The sequence below is a fragment of the Microbacterium sp. genome (assembly GCF_041909575.1).
In the GTDB taxonomy this organism is placed as follows: Bacteria; Actinomycetota; Actinomycetes; order Actinomycetales; family Microbacteriaceae; genus Microbacterium.
This window is the reverse complement of the sequence record NZ_JAYRDE010000003.1, coordinates 12,058-29,211: the sequence shown is the minus strand read 5'-3', so window position 1 is coordinate 29,211 and position 17,154 is coordinate 12,058. Positions and strand designations below refer to the sequence as shown.

Below are 17,154 nucleotides of genomic sequence, written 5' to 3'. Positions count from 1 at the left end.
GCTCGGCCCGTGGCCGTCGATCGTGAGCGCGTCGCCGCGCTCGTGCGTGAACTGCTCGAGGCGATCGGAGAGGATCCCGATCGCCCCGGCCTCCGCCTGACACCCCAGCGCGTGTCCGACGCGTACGCCGAGTTCTTCTCGGGCGTGGGAGCGGATGCCGCGGCCCCGCTCGCGCACACCATCTCGGTCGCCCGGGGCCCTGCCCCCGACACCCTTCCGTCCGGCGCGGTGATGCTGCGCGACATCCGCTTCCGCTCGGTCTGCGAGCACCACCTGCTGCCCTTCCGCGGGCACGCGCACATCGCCTATCTCCCGGGCGAGCAGGTCGTGGGGCTCGGCGCCCTGCCGAAGGTCGTCGACGTCCTGTCGTCCCGCCCGCAGGTGCAGGAGCGCCTGGGCGAGCAGATCGCGGACGCGATCGCGGCATCCCTCGACACCCGCGGGGTGCTCGTCGTGCTCGACGCGTCGCACGAGTGCGTGACGATGCGCAGCGGCCAGCAGTCGGATGCCTCGACCGTGACGATCGCGGCGCGCGGCGAGCTCGCCGCTCCCGTCGCACGGGCCGAGCTCATCGCGCTCATGTCGGGCGGGCACGGCGGAGGCCGCGAATGACGCTCGTCATGGGCATCGTGAACGTCACGCCCGACTCCTTCAGCGACGGCGGACGGTACCTGGATGCCGAGGCCGCCGTCGCACACGGGTTGAGGCTCCGCGGCGAGGGTGCCGACATCCTCGACGTGGGCGGCGAGTCGACGCGTCCGGGTGCCGAGCGGATCGACCCCGCCCTCGAGCAGGAGCGCGCAGTGCCCGTGGTCCGCGCGCTCGCCGAAGCCGGATGCCTCGTGAGCATCGACACCATGAACGCCGGCACCGCGCTCGCCGCCGTCGCGGCCGGGGCGCGCATCGTGAACGACGTGTCGGGCGGCCTCGCCGACCCCGAGCTGCTCGCCGCTGTCGCGCCGACGAACGCGGATGTCGTGCTGGGCCACTGGCGGGGACCGTCGGCCGAGATGTACGCGCAGGCCGACTACGCCGACGTCGCCGCCGAGGTGCTGGGCGAGCTCTCCCGGCGCGTGGAGGCCGCCGCGGCGGCCGGGATCGCCCCGTCGCGCGTCATCCTCGACCCGGGCATCGGGTTCGGCAAGCGCGGGGACCAGAACTGGGCGGCGCTGCACGGCACGGCACGCCTCGTCCGACTCGGCTCGCGCGTGCTCATCGGAACGAGCCGCAAGCGCTTCCTCGCCGAGACGCTGTCAGAGGGCGACGGGAGCGACGTCGACGAGGGCCGCCGCGATCTCGCCACGGCCGTCACGAGCGTCCTGGCGGCGCAGGCGGGCGTCTGGGGCGTGCGCGTCCACGACGTCGCGGGGACCGTCGACGCGCTGCGGATCGCGCGCGCCTGGGAGGGGGAGAGCCGATGGGCGTCGCCGACGAGATCACGCTGACCGGGCTTCGCGTGTTCGGGTATCACGGCGTGTACGACGAGGAGCGTCGCACCGGGCAGGACTTCGTGATCGACGTGACCCTGCGCCTCGACACCCGTCCCGCGGCCGCGAGCGACGACGTCTCCGACACCGTCCACTACGGCGAGGCGGCCGAGCAGATCGCGGGCATCGTCGGCGGCGAGCCCGTCGACCTGCTCGAGACGCTCGCCGCGCGCATCGCCGACCATCTCCTCGGCGACGCGCGCGTGGACGGCGTCCGCGTCACCGTGCACAAGCCGCAGGCGCCCATCCCGCTGACGTTCGCCGACGTCTCGGTCACGATCGACCGCACAAGAGGCGACGCATGAACCGTCGACTCGCGCAGGGCTTCCAGGGTGAGGGCGTCCGCGTGCGCCACGCGCCCGTCGACGCCGTCGTCGCGCTCGGCACGAACCTCGGCGACCGCGAGGGGACGATGGCGGCGGCGATCGACGAGCTCGGGCGCCTGCCCCTGGTCGAGGCCGTGCGGGCGTCCGCTCCGCTGGAGTCGGTCGCGGTTACGCTGGAGGGCCCGGATGCCTCGGCTCCGGCCTACCTGAACGCCGTGGCGATCGTCACGACGCGGCTCGCCCCGTCGGTGCTGCTCGGCTTCCTGCACGCGATCGAGCAGCGCCACGGTCGCGAGCGCCGGGTGCGTTGGGGAGACCGCACGCTCGACCTCGACCTCATCGCGTACGCCGATCTCGTCAGCGACGACCCGGCCCTGCTGGTGCCGCATCCGCGCGCCGCCGAGCGGGACTTCGTGCTGGCCCCGTGGCTGCAGCTCGACCCCGACGCGACACTGCCGGGCATCGGGCGCGTCGACGCCGCCCTCGCACGGCTGAGAGACGCCGGATGAGGCGCACCGGAGCGGGGATACTCGTCGTCGCAGCCGTGATCGGGGTGGCCGTGGGCTTCCTGGTCGACCAGCTGCTCACCTCGGCCGGCCGGCCGACGTTCACGCCGGCGGCGACGCTGCCGATCCTCCTCGTGCTCCTGGGTGCCGTGGTGGTCGCGCTCGCCGTCCCGATCCGCCGGGCGACCAGGGGTGGAGGGGGCCCGCGGGTCAACCCCTTCCGGGCGGTGCGCGTGGCGATGCTGGCGAAGGCGTCGAGCATCGTCGGGGCCGGGATCGGCGGGCTGGCGATCGGGCTGCTGATCTTCCTCGGGACCCGACCCGTCACGCCCTCGCTAGGCTCGATGGCGACGGTGATCGCGACCGCGGTGTGCGGCGCGCTGCTGGTGGTCGCGGCTCTCGTCGCCGAGCACCTGTGCACGATCCGGAAGGACGACGATGACGAACAGCCCGGAGACGACGGGCCCGGACTCGAGCCCCGCATCCACGGCCATTGAGCCGTCCGCGGACGCGTACGAGCGACTCGCGGAGCCGCGCTCCGAGAACCGTCTCGCGCTCGAGGCGGGGGTGTGGCACCAGATCTCGCCGAAGTACGTGCGCGTGCAGGTCATCTCCACCGGGTCGTTCCTGCTGGTCGTCGTCGCCGCGACCCTGGTTCTCGCGCTCGTCATGAACCAGGCGTGGGCGTGGATTCCCGGCGGCATCCTCACGGTCATCCTGGTCTGGACGCTGGCGATCCTGCCCCGGCAGGCGCGGTCCATCGGCTATCAGCTGCGCGACGACGATCTCGTCTTCCGCCGCGGCATCCTGTGGCAGCGCTTCGTCGCGGTGCCCTACGGGCGCATGCAGCTCGTCGACATCACGCACGGGCCGCTCGACCGGGGCTTCGGCATCGCGCAGCTCAAGTTCGTCACCGCCGCGGCCGCCACCGGTGTCGTGATCCCGGGTCTCGAGCAGGGCACGGCCGAGACGCTCCGCGACCACCTCGTCGCCGTCGCCGAGAGCCGGCGCACCGGACTATGACCGATCCCGTTCCCTCGCCCGACGTTCCGCCCCGCGAACTCGTGCGCTCGCCGCTCAGCGACGGCGAGTGGCACCGCCTGCACCCGCTCACCCCCCTGCTGCGCGGCGGACTGTTCCTGATCGTGGTGGTCGGCATCGTGGTGGCGAATCTGCGCGACCGGCTCCTGGTGCTGTTCCTGCCGTGGCTCGATCCCGGCCTGAGCAACGACCTCGACGACGAGCTCTCCGAATGGGAGAGCAGCGGCGGCGACCCCATCGACTTCATCGTCGCGAACAACCTCTACCTCGTGGCGGCGCTCACGGTGCTCGGGGTGCTCCTCGTGCTCATCGCGGTGTTCTACATGTCGTGGCGATTCCACACTTTCCGCATCACCGACGACGACGTCGAGGTGCGCAGCGGCATCCTGTTCCGCACTCAGCGTCGCGCGCCGCTGGACCGTGTGCAGGGCGTCAACCTGACCCGCCCGATGATCGCCCGGCTGCTCGGCATGGCCAAGCTCGAGGTCGTCGGAGCCGGCGCCGATGCGAACGTCAAGCTGGAGTACCTCTCCACCTCCAACGCGGAGGCGGTGCGCGCCGACATCCTCCGGCTCGCGTCGGGACGACGGCTGGCGGATGCCGCGGCCGCCGCAGGTCCCGGAGGGGATGCCTCGCAGCGGCCCGACGGTCGGCTCGCCGCACTCGGACAGACCGTCGGACGCGAGATCACCGGGCTGATCGAGGGACCGGAGGCGCCGGTCGACGTGCCGGAGTCCGTCGTCAGCATCCCGATCGGCCGGCTCGTGGCATCCCATGTCGTGAGCATGTCGACGGTCGCCCTCATCGCGGCGGCGGTCGCGGTGGGCGTCGGGGTGTCGATGGGCGTGACGTGGCTGCTGTTCGCGATGGTGCCCACGCTCATCGGCTTCGCAGCGTACTGGGTGCGCTCGATCGTGCGCTCGCTGCGCTACTCGATCGCTCCCACCCCCGACGGGGTGCGCATCACGTTCGGTCTGCTGACCACCGTGACCGAGATCGTGCCGCCGGGCCGCGTGCACGCGCTCGAGGTGACGCAGCCGATCCTGTGGCGCCCGGCGGGCTGGTGGATGATCCGCATCAACCGGCTGACGGGACGCAGCGCCGCCGACACCACGACCGACCAGTTCACGACCGCGCTGCCGGTCGGCACGGCCGCCGATGTGGAGCGCGTGCTGCGCCTGCTGCAGCCGCAGGTGCCCGAGGCGGAGTGGCCGCTCATCGTGCAGGAGGGCATCCTCGGGCCCGGCGCCGCCGACACCTTCGTCAACACCCCGCGCCGTGCGTGGTGGATCCGGCCGCTGTCCTATCGCCGCAACGGCTTCCGCCTCACCGGCGACCTGCTGCTGCTGCGCCGGGGCCTCATCTGGCGCCGGCTCGCGATCCTGCCCCTCGCCCGCCTGCAGAGCCTCGCCCTGCAGCAGGGACCGCTGGATCGGATGTCGCGCGTGGCGACGCTGCGCGCTCACGTCGTCACCGGCCCGGTGTACGCGAACCTCTCCGCGATCGACCGCGATCGCGCTCTCGGGCTCTTCGCGGATGCGTCCCGCGGCGCCGTGCTCGCCGCAGGCGGGGATCGCTCGCACCGCTGGGCCGAGGCATCCGCTGCGGACTCCGACGCTCAGTCCGGCGCGGCCACGGAGTCCGCGGCTCAGCCTGGCGCGGCCACGTACTCGGGGGGGCCTGCGTGAACCGAGATGGGCGCCTCGGCATCGGCATCATCGGCGCGGGCAAGGTCGGACCGGTCGTCGGTGCAGCGCTGCGCAACGCCGATCACGCGGTGATCGGCATCACCGCCGGCTCCGACCCCGAGCGCGTCGAGGCCGTCCTTCCCGGCGTGCCGACGCTCGAGCCCGCGGAGGTCGTCCGCCGCAGCGAGCTCGTGATCCTGGCGGTGCCGCACGATCAGCTGGAAGGCCTCGTCGCCGGGCTCGCCGCGATCGACGCGTGGCAACCGGGTCAGCTCGTGCTCCACACCGATCCCGCGTACGGGACCGCGGTGCTCGCGCCCGCGATGGCGCAGGGCGCGATCCCGTTGGCGGTGCATCCGGCACTCGTGTTCACGGGCACGTCGATGGACCTGCGCCAGCTCGCCACGGCGTACGCCGCCGTCACGGCGCCCGGGCCGGTGCTCCCGATCGCGCAGGCGCTCGCCGTCGAGCTGGGCTGCGAGCCGGTCGTGATCGCCGAGGAGGACCGCCCCACCTACGCCGAGGGGGTCGGCGCCGCCACGGAGTTCTCGCGGTCGATCGTGCGCCAGTCGGCCGGACTGCTGGCCGAGGCGGGCGTCCCCCATCCGGGCGCGTACCTGTCTGCGCTCGTGCACTCGACGATCGACCACGCCCTGGCCGACGCGGGGTCCGGCCCCACGATCGACCCCACCGCTACGATCGACGGATGATCAGCACCGTCGATGAGCTGCGCTCCCGACTCACCGAGGCCAGAGCCGCCGCGCCCGAAGGGTCGCGGGTCGCGCTCATCTCGACGATCGGCGCCCTCCACGACGGCCACATCGACCTCGTCCATCGCGCCCGTGAGGTCGCCGACATCGTGGTGGTCTCGGTGTTCGTCAATCCGCTCCGCTTCGCGACCCACGCAGAGTATGCGGCCTACCCGCGCACGCCCGACGACGACGAGCGTCTGCTCGCGTCCCTCGGCGTCGACCTCGTCTTCGCTCCCGAGTCGGCCGAGCTGCTGCCGACGGGCACGGCGACGACGAAGGTCAGCGCCGGCGATCTCGGTCTGCGCTACGAGGGCCGGGCCCGCCCGTTCTACTTCGACGGCCTCCTCACGGTCGAGGCGAAACTGCTGAATCTCGTGCGTCCGGATGTCGCGGTCTACGGGGAGCGCGACCCGCAGCGGATCTTCCTCGTGCGCCGCATGATCCGCGACCTGTACTTCGACGTGGAGGTCGCGACGGTCGAGACCGTGCGCGGCGACGACGGATTGCCCGTGTCGACGCGGGTCGGGATGCTCGAGGACCGCGACCTCTCCGCCGTGGGGCTCCTCCCTGCGGCGCTGGATGCGGCCGCTTCCAACGCGGACCGAGGCGTGGACGCCTGCATCGCGGCGGCCCAGTCCGCGCTCATGGGCGAGCCGCGCATCCGGCTCGAGTACCTGAGCGTGGTCGATCCGGCGACGTTCCTTCCCGTCGACGAGGGCCACCGGGGCCCCGCGCTCGCGCTCATCGCCGCGAGCGTCGCGGGCCACCGATTCATCGACAGCGCGCAGATCTACATCGGCTGAGACGACCGGAGGCGACATGCGGGTCACACGCATCGGCGGTCCGACGGCGCTCGTGGAGTGGGAGGGCTGGCGCATCCTCACCGACCCGACCTTCGACCCGCCCGGGCGCACCTACTCGTTCGGGTTCGGCACGACGTCACGGAAGACGACCGGACCCGCGATCTCCGTCGACGACCTCGGCCCGATCGACGTCGTCCTGCTCAGCCACCATCAGCACGCCGACAACCTCGACGACGCCGGCGCGGCCCTTCTCGCCCGCGTCGGCACCGTCCTCACGACGCGGGCCGGTGCGAAAGCACTCGATCATCCGGACATCCGCGGACTCGCGGCGGGCGAGAGCACCACCCTGCAGGGGTCGGGGCGGCGCTCGCTGCGCGTGGACGCGACGCCCGGCCGTCACGGGGCCCCGCTCACGCGGCCGATCGTCGGGCCCGCGGTGGGCTTCGCGCTGACGCCAGAGGGTGCCGACCGCCCGGTGCTGTGGATGACGGGCGACACCGTGCTGTACGGCGCACTCCGCCGTGCGGTCGCGGGAATGCGGCCCGACGTCGCGCTCATGCACGTCGGGGCCGTGAAGTTCCCGATCTCGGGGCCCCTGGCCTACACGATGCACGCCCGCGACGCCGTCGAGCTGATCGGCATCGTCGAGCCCGGGACCGCGGTGCCCGTGCATGTCGAGGGCTGGAGCCACTTCTCCGAGCAGGAGGCCGCGGCCGCCCAGGTCTTCGACGCCGCGCCGCCCGCCGTGCGCGACCGGGTGACCTGGGCGCCGCTGGGGCAAGCCCTCGAGCTCGGCTGAGGGCGGCGACCGGCTCAGGGAGCCCCGACGCGGCGCGGATAGACTTGGCGGCGACTTTCGCGAGGAGCCCCACCGATGACCGACACCCCCGCCACCGCGCCTGCCGACGCGCCCGAGCCGACCGAAGAGGACGTCTTCGAGCAGAAGGCGGTGCGCCTGGCCAAGCGCGAGCGCCTGATCGAGGAGCGGGCGGATGCTGCGGCCGGGCCATACCCGGTGAGCCTGCCGATCACCGACACGATCCCGGCGTTGCGCGAGCGCTTCGGCGACCTGGAGGCCGGCGCCGAGACCGGCGTCACCGCCGCCGTCGCCGGCCGTGTCGTCTTCAGCCGGAACACCGGCAAGCTCTGCTTCGCGACGCTGCAGTCCGGTGACGGCAGTCGCATCCAGGCCATGGTCTCGCTCGCCGCCGTCGGCGAGGAGTCCCTCCAGTCCTACAAGGAGCTCGTCGACCTCGGCGACCACCTGTTCGTGAGCGGCGAGGTCATCTCGAGCCGTCGCGGGGAGCTGTCGATCATGGTCACCGAGTGGGCCATCGCGTCCAAGGCGATCCTGCCCCTTCCCAACATGTACTCGGAGCTGAGCGAGGAGAGCCGCGTGCGCAGCCGCTTCCTCGACCTCATCGTCCGCGACCGCGCGCGCGAGACGGTCGTCGCGCGGGCGAAGGCGAACGCGAGCCTGCGCCGGACCTTCGCCGATCACGGGTTCCTCGAGGTCGAGACGCCGATGCTCCAGGTGCAGCACGGCGGGGCATCCGCTCGCCCGTTCATCACGAATTCGAACGCCTTCGACGCGGACCTCTACCTGCGCATCGCCCCGGAGCTGTTCCTCAAGCGAGCGGTCGTCGGCGGCATCGACCGCGTGTTCGAGATCAACCGCAACTTCCGCAATGAGGGGGCCGACTCCACCCACAGCCCCGAGTTCGCGATGCTCGAGGCGTACCAGGCCTACTCGGATTACAACGGAATCGCCGATCTCACACAGGAGCTGATCCAGAACGCGGCCGTCGCGGTCACCGGATCGACCACCGTGACGTGGGCGGACGGCACCGAATACGACCTGGGCGGTCAGTGGGATCGCCTTCCGATGTACGACTCGCTGTCCGAGGCATCCGGTCGCGAGGTCACCCCCGAAACGTCGCTGGACGAGCTGATCGCGTTCGCGGAGACGGCGGGCGTCGACGTGCCCCCGCACGCCACGCACGGCAAGCTCGTCGAGGAGCTGTGGGAGCACTTCGTCAAGCCGGGGCTCACTCGACCCACCTTCGTGATGGACTTCCCGCTCGACACCAGCCCGCTCGTGCGCGAGCACCGGTCGATCCCCGGCATCGTCGAGAAGTGGGACCTGTACGTCCGCGGTTTCGAGCTCGCCACCGGCTACTCCGAGCTCGTCGACCCGGTCATCCAGCGCGAGCGCTTCGTCGAGCAGGCCAAGCTGGCCGCTCGCGGCGACCTCGAGGCCATGCGGATCGACGAGGAGTTCCTGCGGGCCCTCGAGCACGGCATGCCGCCGACCGGGGGCATGGGGATGGGCATCGATCGCCTGCTGATGGCGATCACCGGGCTCGGCATCCGCGAGACGATCCTCTTCCCCCTCGTCAAGTAGGCCCCTCGGCGCCGGGCGCGCAGTCATCGCTTCGAGCCCGGGCGCCGGAACGCCCAGTCGGGCAGGTGCCCCGCCTGCACGAACCCGAGCATGATCTCGCTGAGGCCGTGCTCGGGCTCGATCTCCAATGCGGACCGCGCGTACGCATCGGCATGGGTCGAGCGGCCGAGCGCCCACGACAACCACGCGCACATCGCGAGCGCCCCCGGTCGCCAGGAGCGCGGAGCCAGCGCCGCCACCCACCGGACGAGCGCGAGCGCGCGCTCGAGACGGTCGGGGTCCGGCTGCTCGCCCTCGCCCCACATCCGCATCGCCAGGCGCATCGGGTACTCCTCGCCCGACTCCCATCGCAGCTGTGCCTCCAGCGCGTCATCGCCGTCGTCGAACGTGCCGCTCCACTGCACCAGGGCCACGTCGCGCAGCGACGGCCGCGCAAGAGCCCACAAGAGCGTCGCGGCGTCGTACGGGGCGAGTTCTTCGGGCGTCCAGTCCAGCGACTCCTCGAACAGGCCGGGCAGGTCGTCGAGCGCGCACACCGCGGAGAGGGCGCGCGGATCGACGCGGTCATGGTCGGGGGCAGCGGATGCCTCGTCCTCCCCTTCGGCGCCCGCCCCGCCTGCGCTGCCGCCGCCCGCCCCGCCAGCCCCGCCGTCGCCACCGCACACGACGTCGACGGCGCGGGAGAATGCGATCAGCGCCCGCCCGACGCGCTCGGTCTCGACGAGTCCGGCGTCCGGCAGCTCCGCACCGCTGGCCTGGTCGCCCTCCGCGACGGCGATGCCCTCGGCGCCGGGCGGAACGCCGTCGAGGGCGTCCAGCGGCCGGCCGCCGGCAGGCAGTGCCGTGTCGAAGCGGGAGCCCCACCCGTCGGCCGCGACGCACAGCGCGTCCGTCAGACGCAGGCCAGAGGCATCGGCGCGCCGCTCGAGGGCGCTGAACAGGCCGGGATGCGGCATCCGCTGTCCTTCGAAGAGCGCGTCGGTGTAGACGACCGCGGCGACGGCGTCGGCATCGGGCAGCCGGCACACCATTCCCACGGCTGTGGCGGCGAAGGCATCCACCTCCTCGCCGTCCGCGGGGAGGTCGAAGCGCAGGGCCCCCAGACTGCGGGATCCGCCGAACGGGACCAGCACGACGCTGCGCGAGGGCGCGTAGCCGAGCATGCGGGGGACGAGGGACAGGAACCCGGCGGCATCGGCCGCTTTGACGATCGTGCTCATGCCGATCGACTCTGCGCGCCCGGGCGCGCCCGCGGAGGACGCAGCAGGAATCTCTGGAAACTTGCCGTCCTCGCCCCCTTGGGGAGGAGGCGCGGCGCCGCGATTCGGCGCGGCTCCGAAGCGTGCTGCCGGGTTCCACCGCGCCATAGTGCGGGAGCAGTGCGTCGACAGGCGCAATTCGGCGCGGCTGAACCACGGGGTGGCGCCCCGACACCCTGTGCGCAGGGGCGGGACGGATGCCTCGGCCCGAGGCATCCGTCACCGAAGGCGTCAGTTGGGGTAGATCGGGATTCGCACGTTGTCGAACTCGGCGCCGGTGAGGATCGCGAAGACCTCGGCATCCTCGTCCTCGACCTCGAGCACCGAGGTCACGGTGCCGCGCGGCGCCATGTCCATCGTGCAGACCTGGTCCTCGGCGGGGGTGGCGAAGGTGACCGTGATCTCGGTCGCGCTCGTCGCCTCTGTGTTCTCGACCACCGGCGGACATGTCGACGATCCCCACGTGAGGATCACGAACTGGCCGTCGACGTCGGTCCATCCGGCCGACGGGAGGTAGTCCGTCTCACCGCCCGTGGCGAGGCCGGGCACGCCTTCGAGGTCGGTGTCGCCGCTCCAGCCGTCGCCGGTGACCTTGATCTCGAGGTCCTGCTCGGGGTCGACGTTGCCGGGAACCTCGACGAGCGAGACCCGGGGCGCGAGGTCGGCGGTGCACGCGGTGTCGCCCTCGACGTCCACGAGGGTGACGTTGAGCACGCCGTCGGCGTACGTCGTCTCCTCGGCGGTGGGAATGCACGTCGAACTGCCCTGGGTGACGATGCCGATCGCCCGGCCTCCGTCGAGCCAGGCGGCGCCGACTTCCTGTTCGGTGCTGCCGCCGTCGTCGTCGGACGGCGTCCCCGCCGTGGAAGGAGTGCCGCCGCTGCCGGTGGCGCACGCGGTGAGGACACCGGTGAGGAGGACGGCCAGACCGAGTCCGGCGAGGGTCGTGCGGGTGCGAGGTGCCATGGGGAAGCCCTTTCGTGAACGGAGCGGATGCCGGGGCCGAGGCATCCGTCGACCCTATGGTGTCGCCATCGGCCCAAGAATCTCAGGGGTCGCGGTCACGGTCGGGTCACAATCACCCTCGAGATCACCTATTGCAGGGCAGACGTCAGCCGCGCGAGGTTGTCGAGCACGGTCGACCGGAGCGGCTGCTTCTCCCACTCCTCGAGGCTGAGCTCGCGGCTGAGTGAGCGGTAGCCGTCCTCGACGGCGCGCATCTCGCGGACGAACTCCTCGCCGCGCACGAGCATCGAGATCTCCATGTTGAGACCGAAGGAGCGCATGTCCATGTTGCTCGATCCGACGATCGCCACTTCGTCGTCGATGGTCATGGACTTGGAGTGCAGGATGAACGGCCGCTGGTACATCCAGATCTTCACGCCGGCGCGCAGGAGCGCCTCGTAGTAGCTGCGCTGCGCGTGGTAGACGAGCGCCTGGTCGCCCTCCTCGGAGACGAAGAGCTCGACATGGATGCCGCGCTGGCACGCCGTCGTGATCGCGAGCAGCAGCGCCTCGTCGGGCACGAAGTACGGGCTGACCACGATGATCTTGCGCTGCGCCGAGTAGAGCAGGGCCGCGAAGAGCTTGAGGTTGTTCTGGAACTCGAAGCCGGGTCCCGAGGGGATGATCTGGCAGTCGAGATCGCCCGGCCCCGTCTTCACGTCGAAGAGGTCGATCTCGTCGGTGAGCACCTCGTCGGTCTCGCTGTACCAGTCCGACAGGAAGACGGCATTGACGGATGCCACGACCGGCCCCTCGATGCGCACCATCAGGTCGACCCAGTGCAGCCCACGGCGGATGTTCTTCTTCAGGTTGTACGTCGAATCCGTGACGTTCTGCGACCCGGTGTAGGCCACGCGGCCGTCGATCACCAGGAGTTTGCGGTGGTTGCGCAGGTCGGGGCGCTGGTACTTGCCCTTGAGCGGCTGCACCGGGAGCATCAGGTGCCACTGCGCGCCCATCGCATCGAGGCGCTTGAGCGTCGCCTTGTAGAAGGGCTTGCCGCGGTTGGCCCAGTGGTCCAGCAGCACCCGGACGGTGACGCCTCGCGCCGCGACCTCCTCGAGCGCGGTGAAGAAGTTGTCGGTCGCGGCATCCGTCTGGAAGATGTAGAACTCGACGTGCACGTAGCGCTCGGCCTTGCGGATCGCATCCGCCATCGCGTCGAGGCTCTCCTGGTAGCCGCCGATGATGTGCGCCGAGTTGTCGCCCGCGAGCGGCATCGCCCCGAGGTTGCGGTTCAGCGTCACGAGCGACGTGAACCAGTCCGGCGCATGCGGGCGGAGCGTGCCGAAGTCGAGCGATGCGGACGTGTCGTGGATGTACTCGTTGATGTCCTCCTGCTTGCGGCGGCGCTTGCGCGGGAGGCGGGGGTTGCCGATCAGCAGGAAGAGGAACACGCCCACGATCGGGATGAAGTAGATCGCCAGGAGCCACGCCATCGCCGCGGTCGGGCGCCGGTTGCGCGGCACGATGATGATCGCCGCGATGCGGATGATCAGGTCGGTGACGAACACGAGCACCAGCCACCACGTCGCGTCGAACGTGACAGTGATCACCGATGCTCCTCGCGCTCCCCGGACTGCGTGTGCCCCAGCGTAGTGGGGGGCGCGGTCAGCGCTCCGGGACGACGGCGGTTTCGGCGGCGGTCTCGGTGGATGCCGCGGCCGGCGGGAGCCCGCGCTTGGCGCGCTCCTCGGCCTCGATGCGCGCGTACTCGCGCCGCTCGGTGCGGTCGGCGCGGATGATGCTGCGGAGCACGAAGAAGAAGATCGCGCTGACGACGATCGTCGGAAGCAGCGTCCAGAGGACGGCGACCCAGTAATCGTCCATGCCACCAGGATACGTGGCCCCGGCGACGTCCCGCCCCTCCTCCCCAGCCGGGCCCGCGCTCGGTCTGCGCACGGTTGTCGGGTGCAGGCGGGGCCGGCGTCGTCGCGCACGCCACCGTGGGGTCATGCGTCAGCCGATCCCGCCATCGCTGGGCCTGAGCTTCAGCACTGCCGCCGCGCTCGCGGCGGGGGTATCGCCCTCCCGCCTGCGCGGCGCAGACCTCGAGCGTCCGTTCCACGGCGTGCGTGCCGTGGCGGAGCCGGCGTCGGGGCGGCTTCTGGCACTTTGGCGCGGGCGAAGGGAGAGGTAACGGCGAGGGATGCCTCGGCGCGTCAGTCCGCGCGGACCAGGAGCTCGCCGATCTCGCAGTCCAGGGCCCGGCAGATCGCGGACAGCGTCGAGTAGCGGATGGCCCGCGCCCGGTCGTTCTTGAGCACCGACAGGTTCACCACCGAGACTCCCACGAGCTCCGACAGGTGCGTGAGGGTCATGCCGCGCTCGATCAGCAGCTCGTCGAGCCGGCAGTGGACCCCGGAGGGTCCCTCGTCGTCGGCGGGGCTCACACCAGCGCCTCGGTGTCCTTCTGCATGCGCGTGCCGATCTGGAACGCGGCGGCGACCAGCGCGAGGCCCAGCGCCCACCCGACCGGCGCGAAGTCCAGGTTCATGGTGAAGAGGCTGAGGCCCGGGTAGGGGCCGCTTCCGTCGTCGCCCGCGGTGACATCCCGCGGGCCGAGGTACTCGACGGTGGCCGTGCGGCCGAACGCGCCGGCGATCTGGCCGCCGACGCCCCCGATCAGCACCGCGACCGCCGCCACTCCGATCACGTGGGGGAGCGCGCGGGTGAAGGGACGGTCGCGCAGCAGCGTCATCGCCAGCCAAGCGACCGCGACGCCGATCGCGATGGACGTGAGTGCGGGCAGCGCCGACTCGAGGTAGAACAGCCAGCGAGCCGAAGCGGGAAGGCCAGCGACCTCCACCCACGCGGTCTGGTAGCCGCTGTCGACGACGTTCTCGACGCCCACGAGACGATCGACCGGCGAGCCGGTATAGCCGATGTCCCTCACGATCGACGGCTCGTAGGTGAACGTCACTACGGCGTGCGTCACCAAGCCGAGGGTTCCGAGCGCCACGGCGAGCATTCCGCCGGCACCCACGAGCGACACGATCCACGACTCCAGGCGGGTGAGACTTCCCGAGACCGGCGTCCGACGCCGGGCCACGATGACGAGGACGAGGGCCGTGCCGACCGCGACGGGCAGCAGGACCGTGACCAGCAAGACCTCGGCAGGCATCTCGAGCCCTCCATATCGATAAACGTTGTTATCGACAAACGATAAGCCGAGCGGATGCCTCGGCACAAGCATCCGCCCCGCTCCGCCCCTGGCGAACACGGGCATCCGGCATCCGTCGCCCCCGTACCCTCGTCTGTAAGGAGCCAGAAGTGCATCACCGCACGCCGAGCACCCCGGAGGAAAGACGATGTTCGAGAGATTCACGGACCGTGCCCGTCGCGTGGTCGTCCTCGCCCAAGAAGAGGCGAAGATGCTCAACCACAACTACATCGGCACCGAGCACATCCTGCTCGGCCTGATCCACGAGGGCGAGGGCGTCGCCGCCAAGGCCCTCGAGAGCCTGGGCATCTCGCTCGACGCCGTGCGCGAGCAGGTGCAGGACATCATCGGGCAGGGTCAGCAGCAGCCGACCGGCCACATCCCCTTCACGCCGCGCGCGAAGAAGGTGCTCGAGCTGTCGCTCCGCGAGGCGCTGCAGCTCGGCCACAACTACATCGGCACCGAGCACATCCTGCTCGGCCTGATCCGCGAGGGCGAGGGCGTCGCCGCGCAGGTGCTGGTCAAGCTCGGCGCCGACCTCAACAAGGTGCGCCAGCAGGTCATCCAGCTGCTCTCGGGCTACCAGGGCAAGGAGCCCGCGGGCGTCGCCAGCGGTGCCGGCGAGCAGACGCAGGGCACCACGCAGGGCGGCTCGCAGGTGCTCGACCAGTTCGGCCGCAACCTCACGCAGGCCGCGCGCGACAACAAGCTCGACCCGGTCATCGGGCGCGAGAAGGAGATCGAGCGCGTCATGCAGATCCTGTCGCGCCGCTCCAAGAACAACCCCGTCCTCATCGGCGAGCCCGGTGTCGGCAAGACGGCGGTCGTCGAGGGCCTCGCGCAGGCCATCGTCAAGGGCGACGTGCCCGAGACGCTCAAGGACAAGCAGCTCTACTCGCTCGACCTCGGCTCGCTCATCGCCGGATCCCGCTACCGCGGTGACTTCGAGGAGCGGCTGAAGAAGGTCACCAAGGAGATCCGCACGCGCGGCGACATCATCGTCTTCATCGACGAGATCCACACCCTCGTGGGTGCCGGTGCCGCCGAGGGTGCGATCGACGCCGCGTCGATCCTCAAGCCGCTGCTGGCCCGCGGCGAGCTGCAGACGATCGGTGCCACCACGCTCGACGAGTACCGCAAGCACTTCGAGAAGGATGCCGCGCTCGAGCGCCGCTTCCAGCCGATCCAGGTCGCCGAGCCGAGCCTGCCCCACGCGATCAACATCCTGAAGGGGCTGCGCGACCGCTACGAGGCGCACCACAAGGTGCAGATCACCGACGGCGCGATCGTCGCCGCGGCGAACCTCGCCGACCGCTACATCTCGGACCGCTTCCTGCCCGACAAGGCGATCGACCTGATCGACGAGGCCGGCGCCCGCCTGCGCCTGTCCATCCTGTCGAGCCCGCCCGAGCTGCGCGAGTTCGACGAGAAGATCGCCAACGTCCGCGAGCAGAAGGAAGTCGCCTCCGAGGAGCAGGACTTCGAGAAGGCCGCGTCGCTGCGCGATGAGGAGAAGTCGCTCCTGGCCGAGCGCCTGCGCCTCGAGAAGCAGTGGCGCTCGGGCGACGTCGCCACCCACGCGGTCGTCGACGAGGGCCTGATCGCCGAGGTGCTGGCCCAGGCCACGGGAATCCCGGTCTTCAAGCTGACCGAGGAGGAGTCCAGCCGCCTCGTCTTCATGGAGAAGGCGCTGCACCAGCGCGTCATCGGCCAGGAGGAGGCGATCGCCGCGCTGTCCAAGACGATCCGTCGTCAGCGCGCGGGCCTCAAGGACCCGAAGCGCCCGAGCGGCTCGTTCATCTTCGCCGGTCCCACCGGTGTCGGAAAGACCGAACTCGCCAAGGCGCTCGCCGAGTTCCTGTTCGACGACGAGTCGGCGCTCATCGCGCTCGACATGTCGGAGTTCGGTGAGAAGCACACGGTCTCCCGCCTGTTCGGCGCCCCTCCCGGGTTCGTCGGGTTCGAAGAGGGCGGCCAGCTCACCGAGAAGGTGCGCCGCAAGCCGTTCTCGGTCGTGCTGTTCGACGAGATCGAGAAGGCGCACCCCGACATCTTCAACTCGCTGCTGCAGATCCTCGAGGAGGGTCGCCTGACCGACGGTCAGGGACGCGTCATCGACTTCAAGAACACGGTCATCATCATGACGACCAACCTCGGCTCGTCGGCCATCGCCGGCGGCCCGGTGGGCTTCCAGGTCGAGGGCAACAGCGGCACGACCTACGAGCGCATGAAGGGCAAGGTCAACGAGGAGCTCAAGCGCAACTTCAAGCCCGAGTTCCTCAACCGCGTCGACGACATCATCGTCTTCCCGCAGCTCGACAAGGATGAGCTCCGCCAGATCGTGGGTCTGTTCACAAAGCGTCTCGGCGAGCGGCTGCTCGACCGCGACATGACCCTCGAGCTGACGGATGCCGCGAAGGACAAGCTGATCGAGATCGGCTTCGACCCGGCACTCGGCGCACGTCCGCTGCGTCGCGCCATGCAGCGCGAGGTCGAGGACCGCCTGTCGGAGAAGATCCTGCACGGCGAGCTCGAGCCCGGTGACCACGTGAAGGTCGATGCCGTGAACGGCGAACTCGTGTTCGAGCACGGCCCGCGCGGCGAGAAGGTCGCCGTCGGCGTCGTCCACGGCGGCGAGATCACCGCGACCCCGGATCTGGCGGCGAACGCCTAGACCCTGAACGAACGAAGAGCGGATGCTGCGGCATCCGCTCTTCGTC

General features: G+C 70.9%; 18 protein-coding genes. 12 read left to right on the top strand and 6 right to left on the bottom strand.

The window, feature by feature from the left end; genetic code table 11:
• The first annotated feature begins 9 nt into the window (after positions 1–9).
• From folE to lysS, 11 genes are all read left to right on the top strand, one after another.
• Positions 10–612 (top strand): GTP cyclohydrolase I, encoded by a 603-nt coding sequence (gene folE / locus ACE3O1_RS00945; RefSeq protein ID WP_374311504.1) that lies wholly within the window; start codon positions 10–12, stop codon positions 610–612.
• Positions 609–1,445: a dihydropteroate synthase gene (gene folP, locus ACE3O1_RS00940; RefSeq protein WP_374311502.1), complete on the top strand. Its 837-nt coding sequence runs from the start codon at positions 609–611 to the stop codon at positions 1,443–1,445. Before folE ends, folP begins: the two co-directional genes overlap by 4 nt.
• Positions 1,418–1,792, top strand: a complete 375-nt coding sequence (gene folB / locus ACE3O1_RS00935) for a dihydroneopterin aldolase (RefSeq protein WP_374311500.1) — start codon at positions 1,418–1,420, stop codon at positions 1,790–1,792. The genes folP and folB overlap by 28 nt, the downstream gene beginning before the upstream one ends.
• Positions 1,789–2,322 carry a 2-amino-4-hydroxy-6-hydroxymethyldihydropteridine diphosphokinase gene (folK, locus tag ACE3O1_RS00930; RefSeq protein WP_374311498.1) on the top strand — a complete coding sequence of 178 codons (534 nt, stop codon included), beginning with the start codon at positions 1,789–1,791 and terminating at the stop codon, positions 2,320–2,322. Before folB ends, folK begins: the two co-directional genes overlap by 4 nt.
• On the top strand, positions 2,319–2,816 hold the full coding sequence (locus ACE3O1_RS00925) for a DUF3180 family protein (protein WP_374311496.1): 498 nt from the start codon (positions 2,319–2,321) through the stop codon (positions 2,814–2,816). Before folK ends, ACE3O1_RS00925 begins: the two co-directional genes overlap by 4 nt.
• The gene (locus tag ACE3O1_RS00920; RefSeq protein WP_374311494.1) at positions 2,758–3,342 is read left to right on the top strand and encodes a PH domain-containing protein; all 585 of its coding nucleotides are present in this window, start codon (positions 2,758–2,760) and stop codon (positions 3,340–3,342) included. The genes ACE3O1_RS00925 and ACE3O1_RS00920 overlap by 59 nt, the downstream gene beginning before the upstream one ends.
• Positions 3,339–5,048, top strand: coding sequence for a PH domain-containing protein (locus ACE3O1_RS00915; RefSeq protein ID WP_374311492.1), 1,710 nt, complete (start codon positions 3,339–3,341; stop codon positions 5,046–5,048). The genes ACE3O1_RS00920 and ACE3O1_RS00915 overlap by 4 nt, the downstream gene beginning before the upstream one ends.
• Entirely contained in the window at positions 5,045–5,758 is a 714-nt protein-coding gene (locus ACE3O1_RS00910; RefSeq protein ID WP_374311490.1) for a Rossmann-like and DUF2520 domain-containing protein, read from the top strand. Before ACE3O1_RS00915 ends, ACE3O1_RS00910 begins: the two co-directional genes overlap by 4 nt.
• Entirely contained in the window at positions 5,755–6,603 is an 849-nt protein-coding gene (locus ACE3O1_RS00905) for a pantoate--beta-alanine ligase (protein ID WP_374311488.1), read from the top strand. The genes ACE3O1_RS00910 and ACE3O1_RS00905 overlap by 4 nt, the downstream gene beginning before the upstream one ends.
• 16 nt (positions 6,604–6,619) lie before the next feature.
• A complete protein-coding gene (locus tag ACE3O1_RS00900; protein ID WP_374311486.1) occupies positions 6,620–7,402 on the top strand; it encodes an MBL fold metallo-hydrolase in 783 nt (260 codons plus the stop codon).
• A gap of 75 nt (positions 7,403–7,477) precedes the next feature.
• Positions 7,478–9,007 carry a lysine--tRNA ligase gene (lysS, locus tag ACE3O1_RS00895; RefSeq protein WP_374311484.1) on the top strand — a complete coding sequence of 510 codons (1,530 nt, stop codon included), beginning with the start codon at positions 7,478–7,480 and terminating at the stop codon, positions 9,005–9,007.
• A 23-nt stretch (positions 9,008–9,030) separates the two neighbouring features.
• Here the strand turns inward: lysS and ACE3O1_RS00890 are convergent, their stop codons facing one another.
• From ACE3O1_RS00890 to ACE3O1_RS00865, 6 genes are all read right to left on the bottom strand, one after another.
• Positions 9,031–10,227, bottom strand: coding sequence for a DUF4192 family protein (locus ACE3O1_RS00890; protein WP_374311482.1), 1,197 nt, complete (start codon positions 10,225–10,227; stop codon positions 9,031–9,033).
• Between the two features lie 270 nt (positions 10,228–10,497).
• Positions 10,498–11,232: a hypothetical protein gene (locus ACE3O1_RS00885; protein ID WP_374311480.1), complete on the bottom strand. Its 735-nt coding sequence runs from the start codon at positions 11,230–11,232 to the stop codon at positions 10,498–10,500.
• Between the two features lie 128 nt (positions 11,233–11,360).
• Complete coding sequence (gene cls / locus ACE3O1_RS00880; RefSeq protein WP_374311478.1) at positions 11,361–12,827, bottom strand: cardiolipin synthase; 1,467 nt, start codon at positions 12,825–12,827, stop codon at positions 11,361–11,363.
• A 55-nt stretch (positions 12,828–12,882) separates the two neighbouring features.
• Entirely contained in the window at positions 12,883–13,101 is a 219-nt protein-coding gene (locus ACE3O1_RS00875; RefSeq protein ID WP_374311476.1) for a hypothetical protein, read from the bottom strand.
• 332 nt (positions 13,102–13,433) lie between these two features.
• Positions 13,434–13,664, bottom strand: coding sequence for a helix-turn-helix domain-containing protein (locus ACE3O1_RS00870; RefSeq protein ID WP_374311474.1), 231 nt, complete (start codon positions 13,662–13,664; stop codon positions 13,434–13,436).
• Positions 13,661–14,395 (bottom strand): hypothetical protein, encoded by a 735-nt coding sequence (locus ACE3O1_RS00865; protein WP_374311472.1) that lies wholly within the window; start codon positions 14,393–14,395, stop codon positions 13,661–13,663. Before ACE3O1_RS00865 ends, ACE3O1_RS00870 begins: the two co-directional genes overlap by 4 nt.
• A 187-nt stretch (positions 14,396–14,582) precedes the next feature.
• On the opposite strand from ACE3O1_RS00865, the gene ACE3O1_RS00860 reads away from it, so the two are divergent.
• Positions 14,583–17,108 carry an ATP-dependent Clp protease ATP-binding subunit gene (locus ACE3O1_RS00860; protein WP_374311470.1) on the top strand — a complete coding sequence of 842 codons (2,526 nt, stop codon included), beginning with the start codon at positions 14,583–14,585 and terminating at the stop codon, positions 17,106–17,108.
• Positions 17,109–17,154 lie beyond the last annotated feature (46 nt).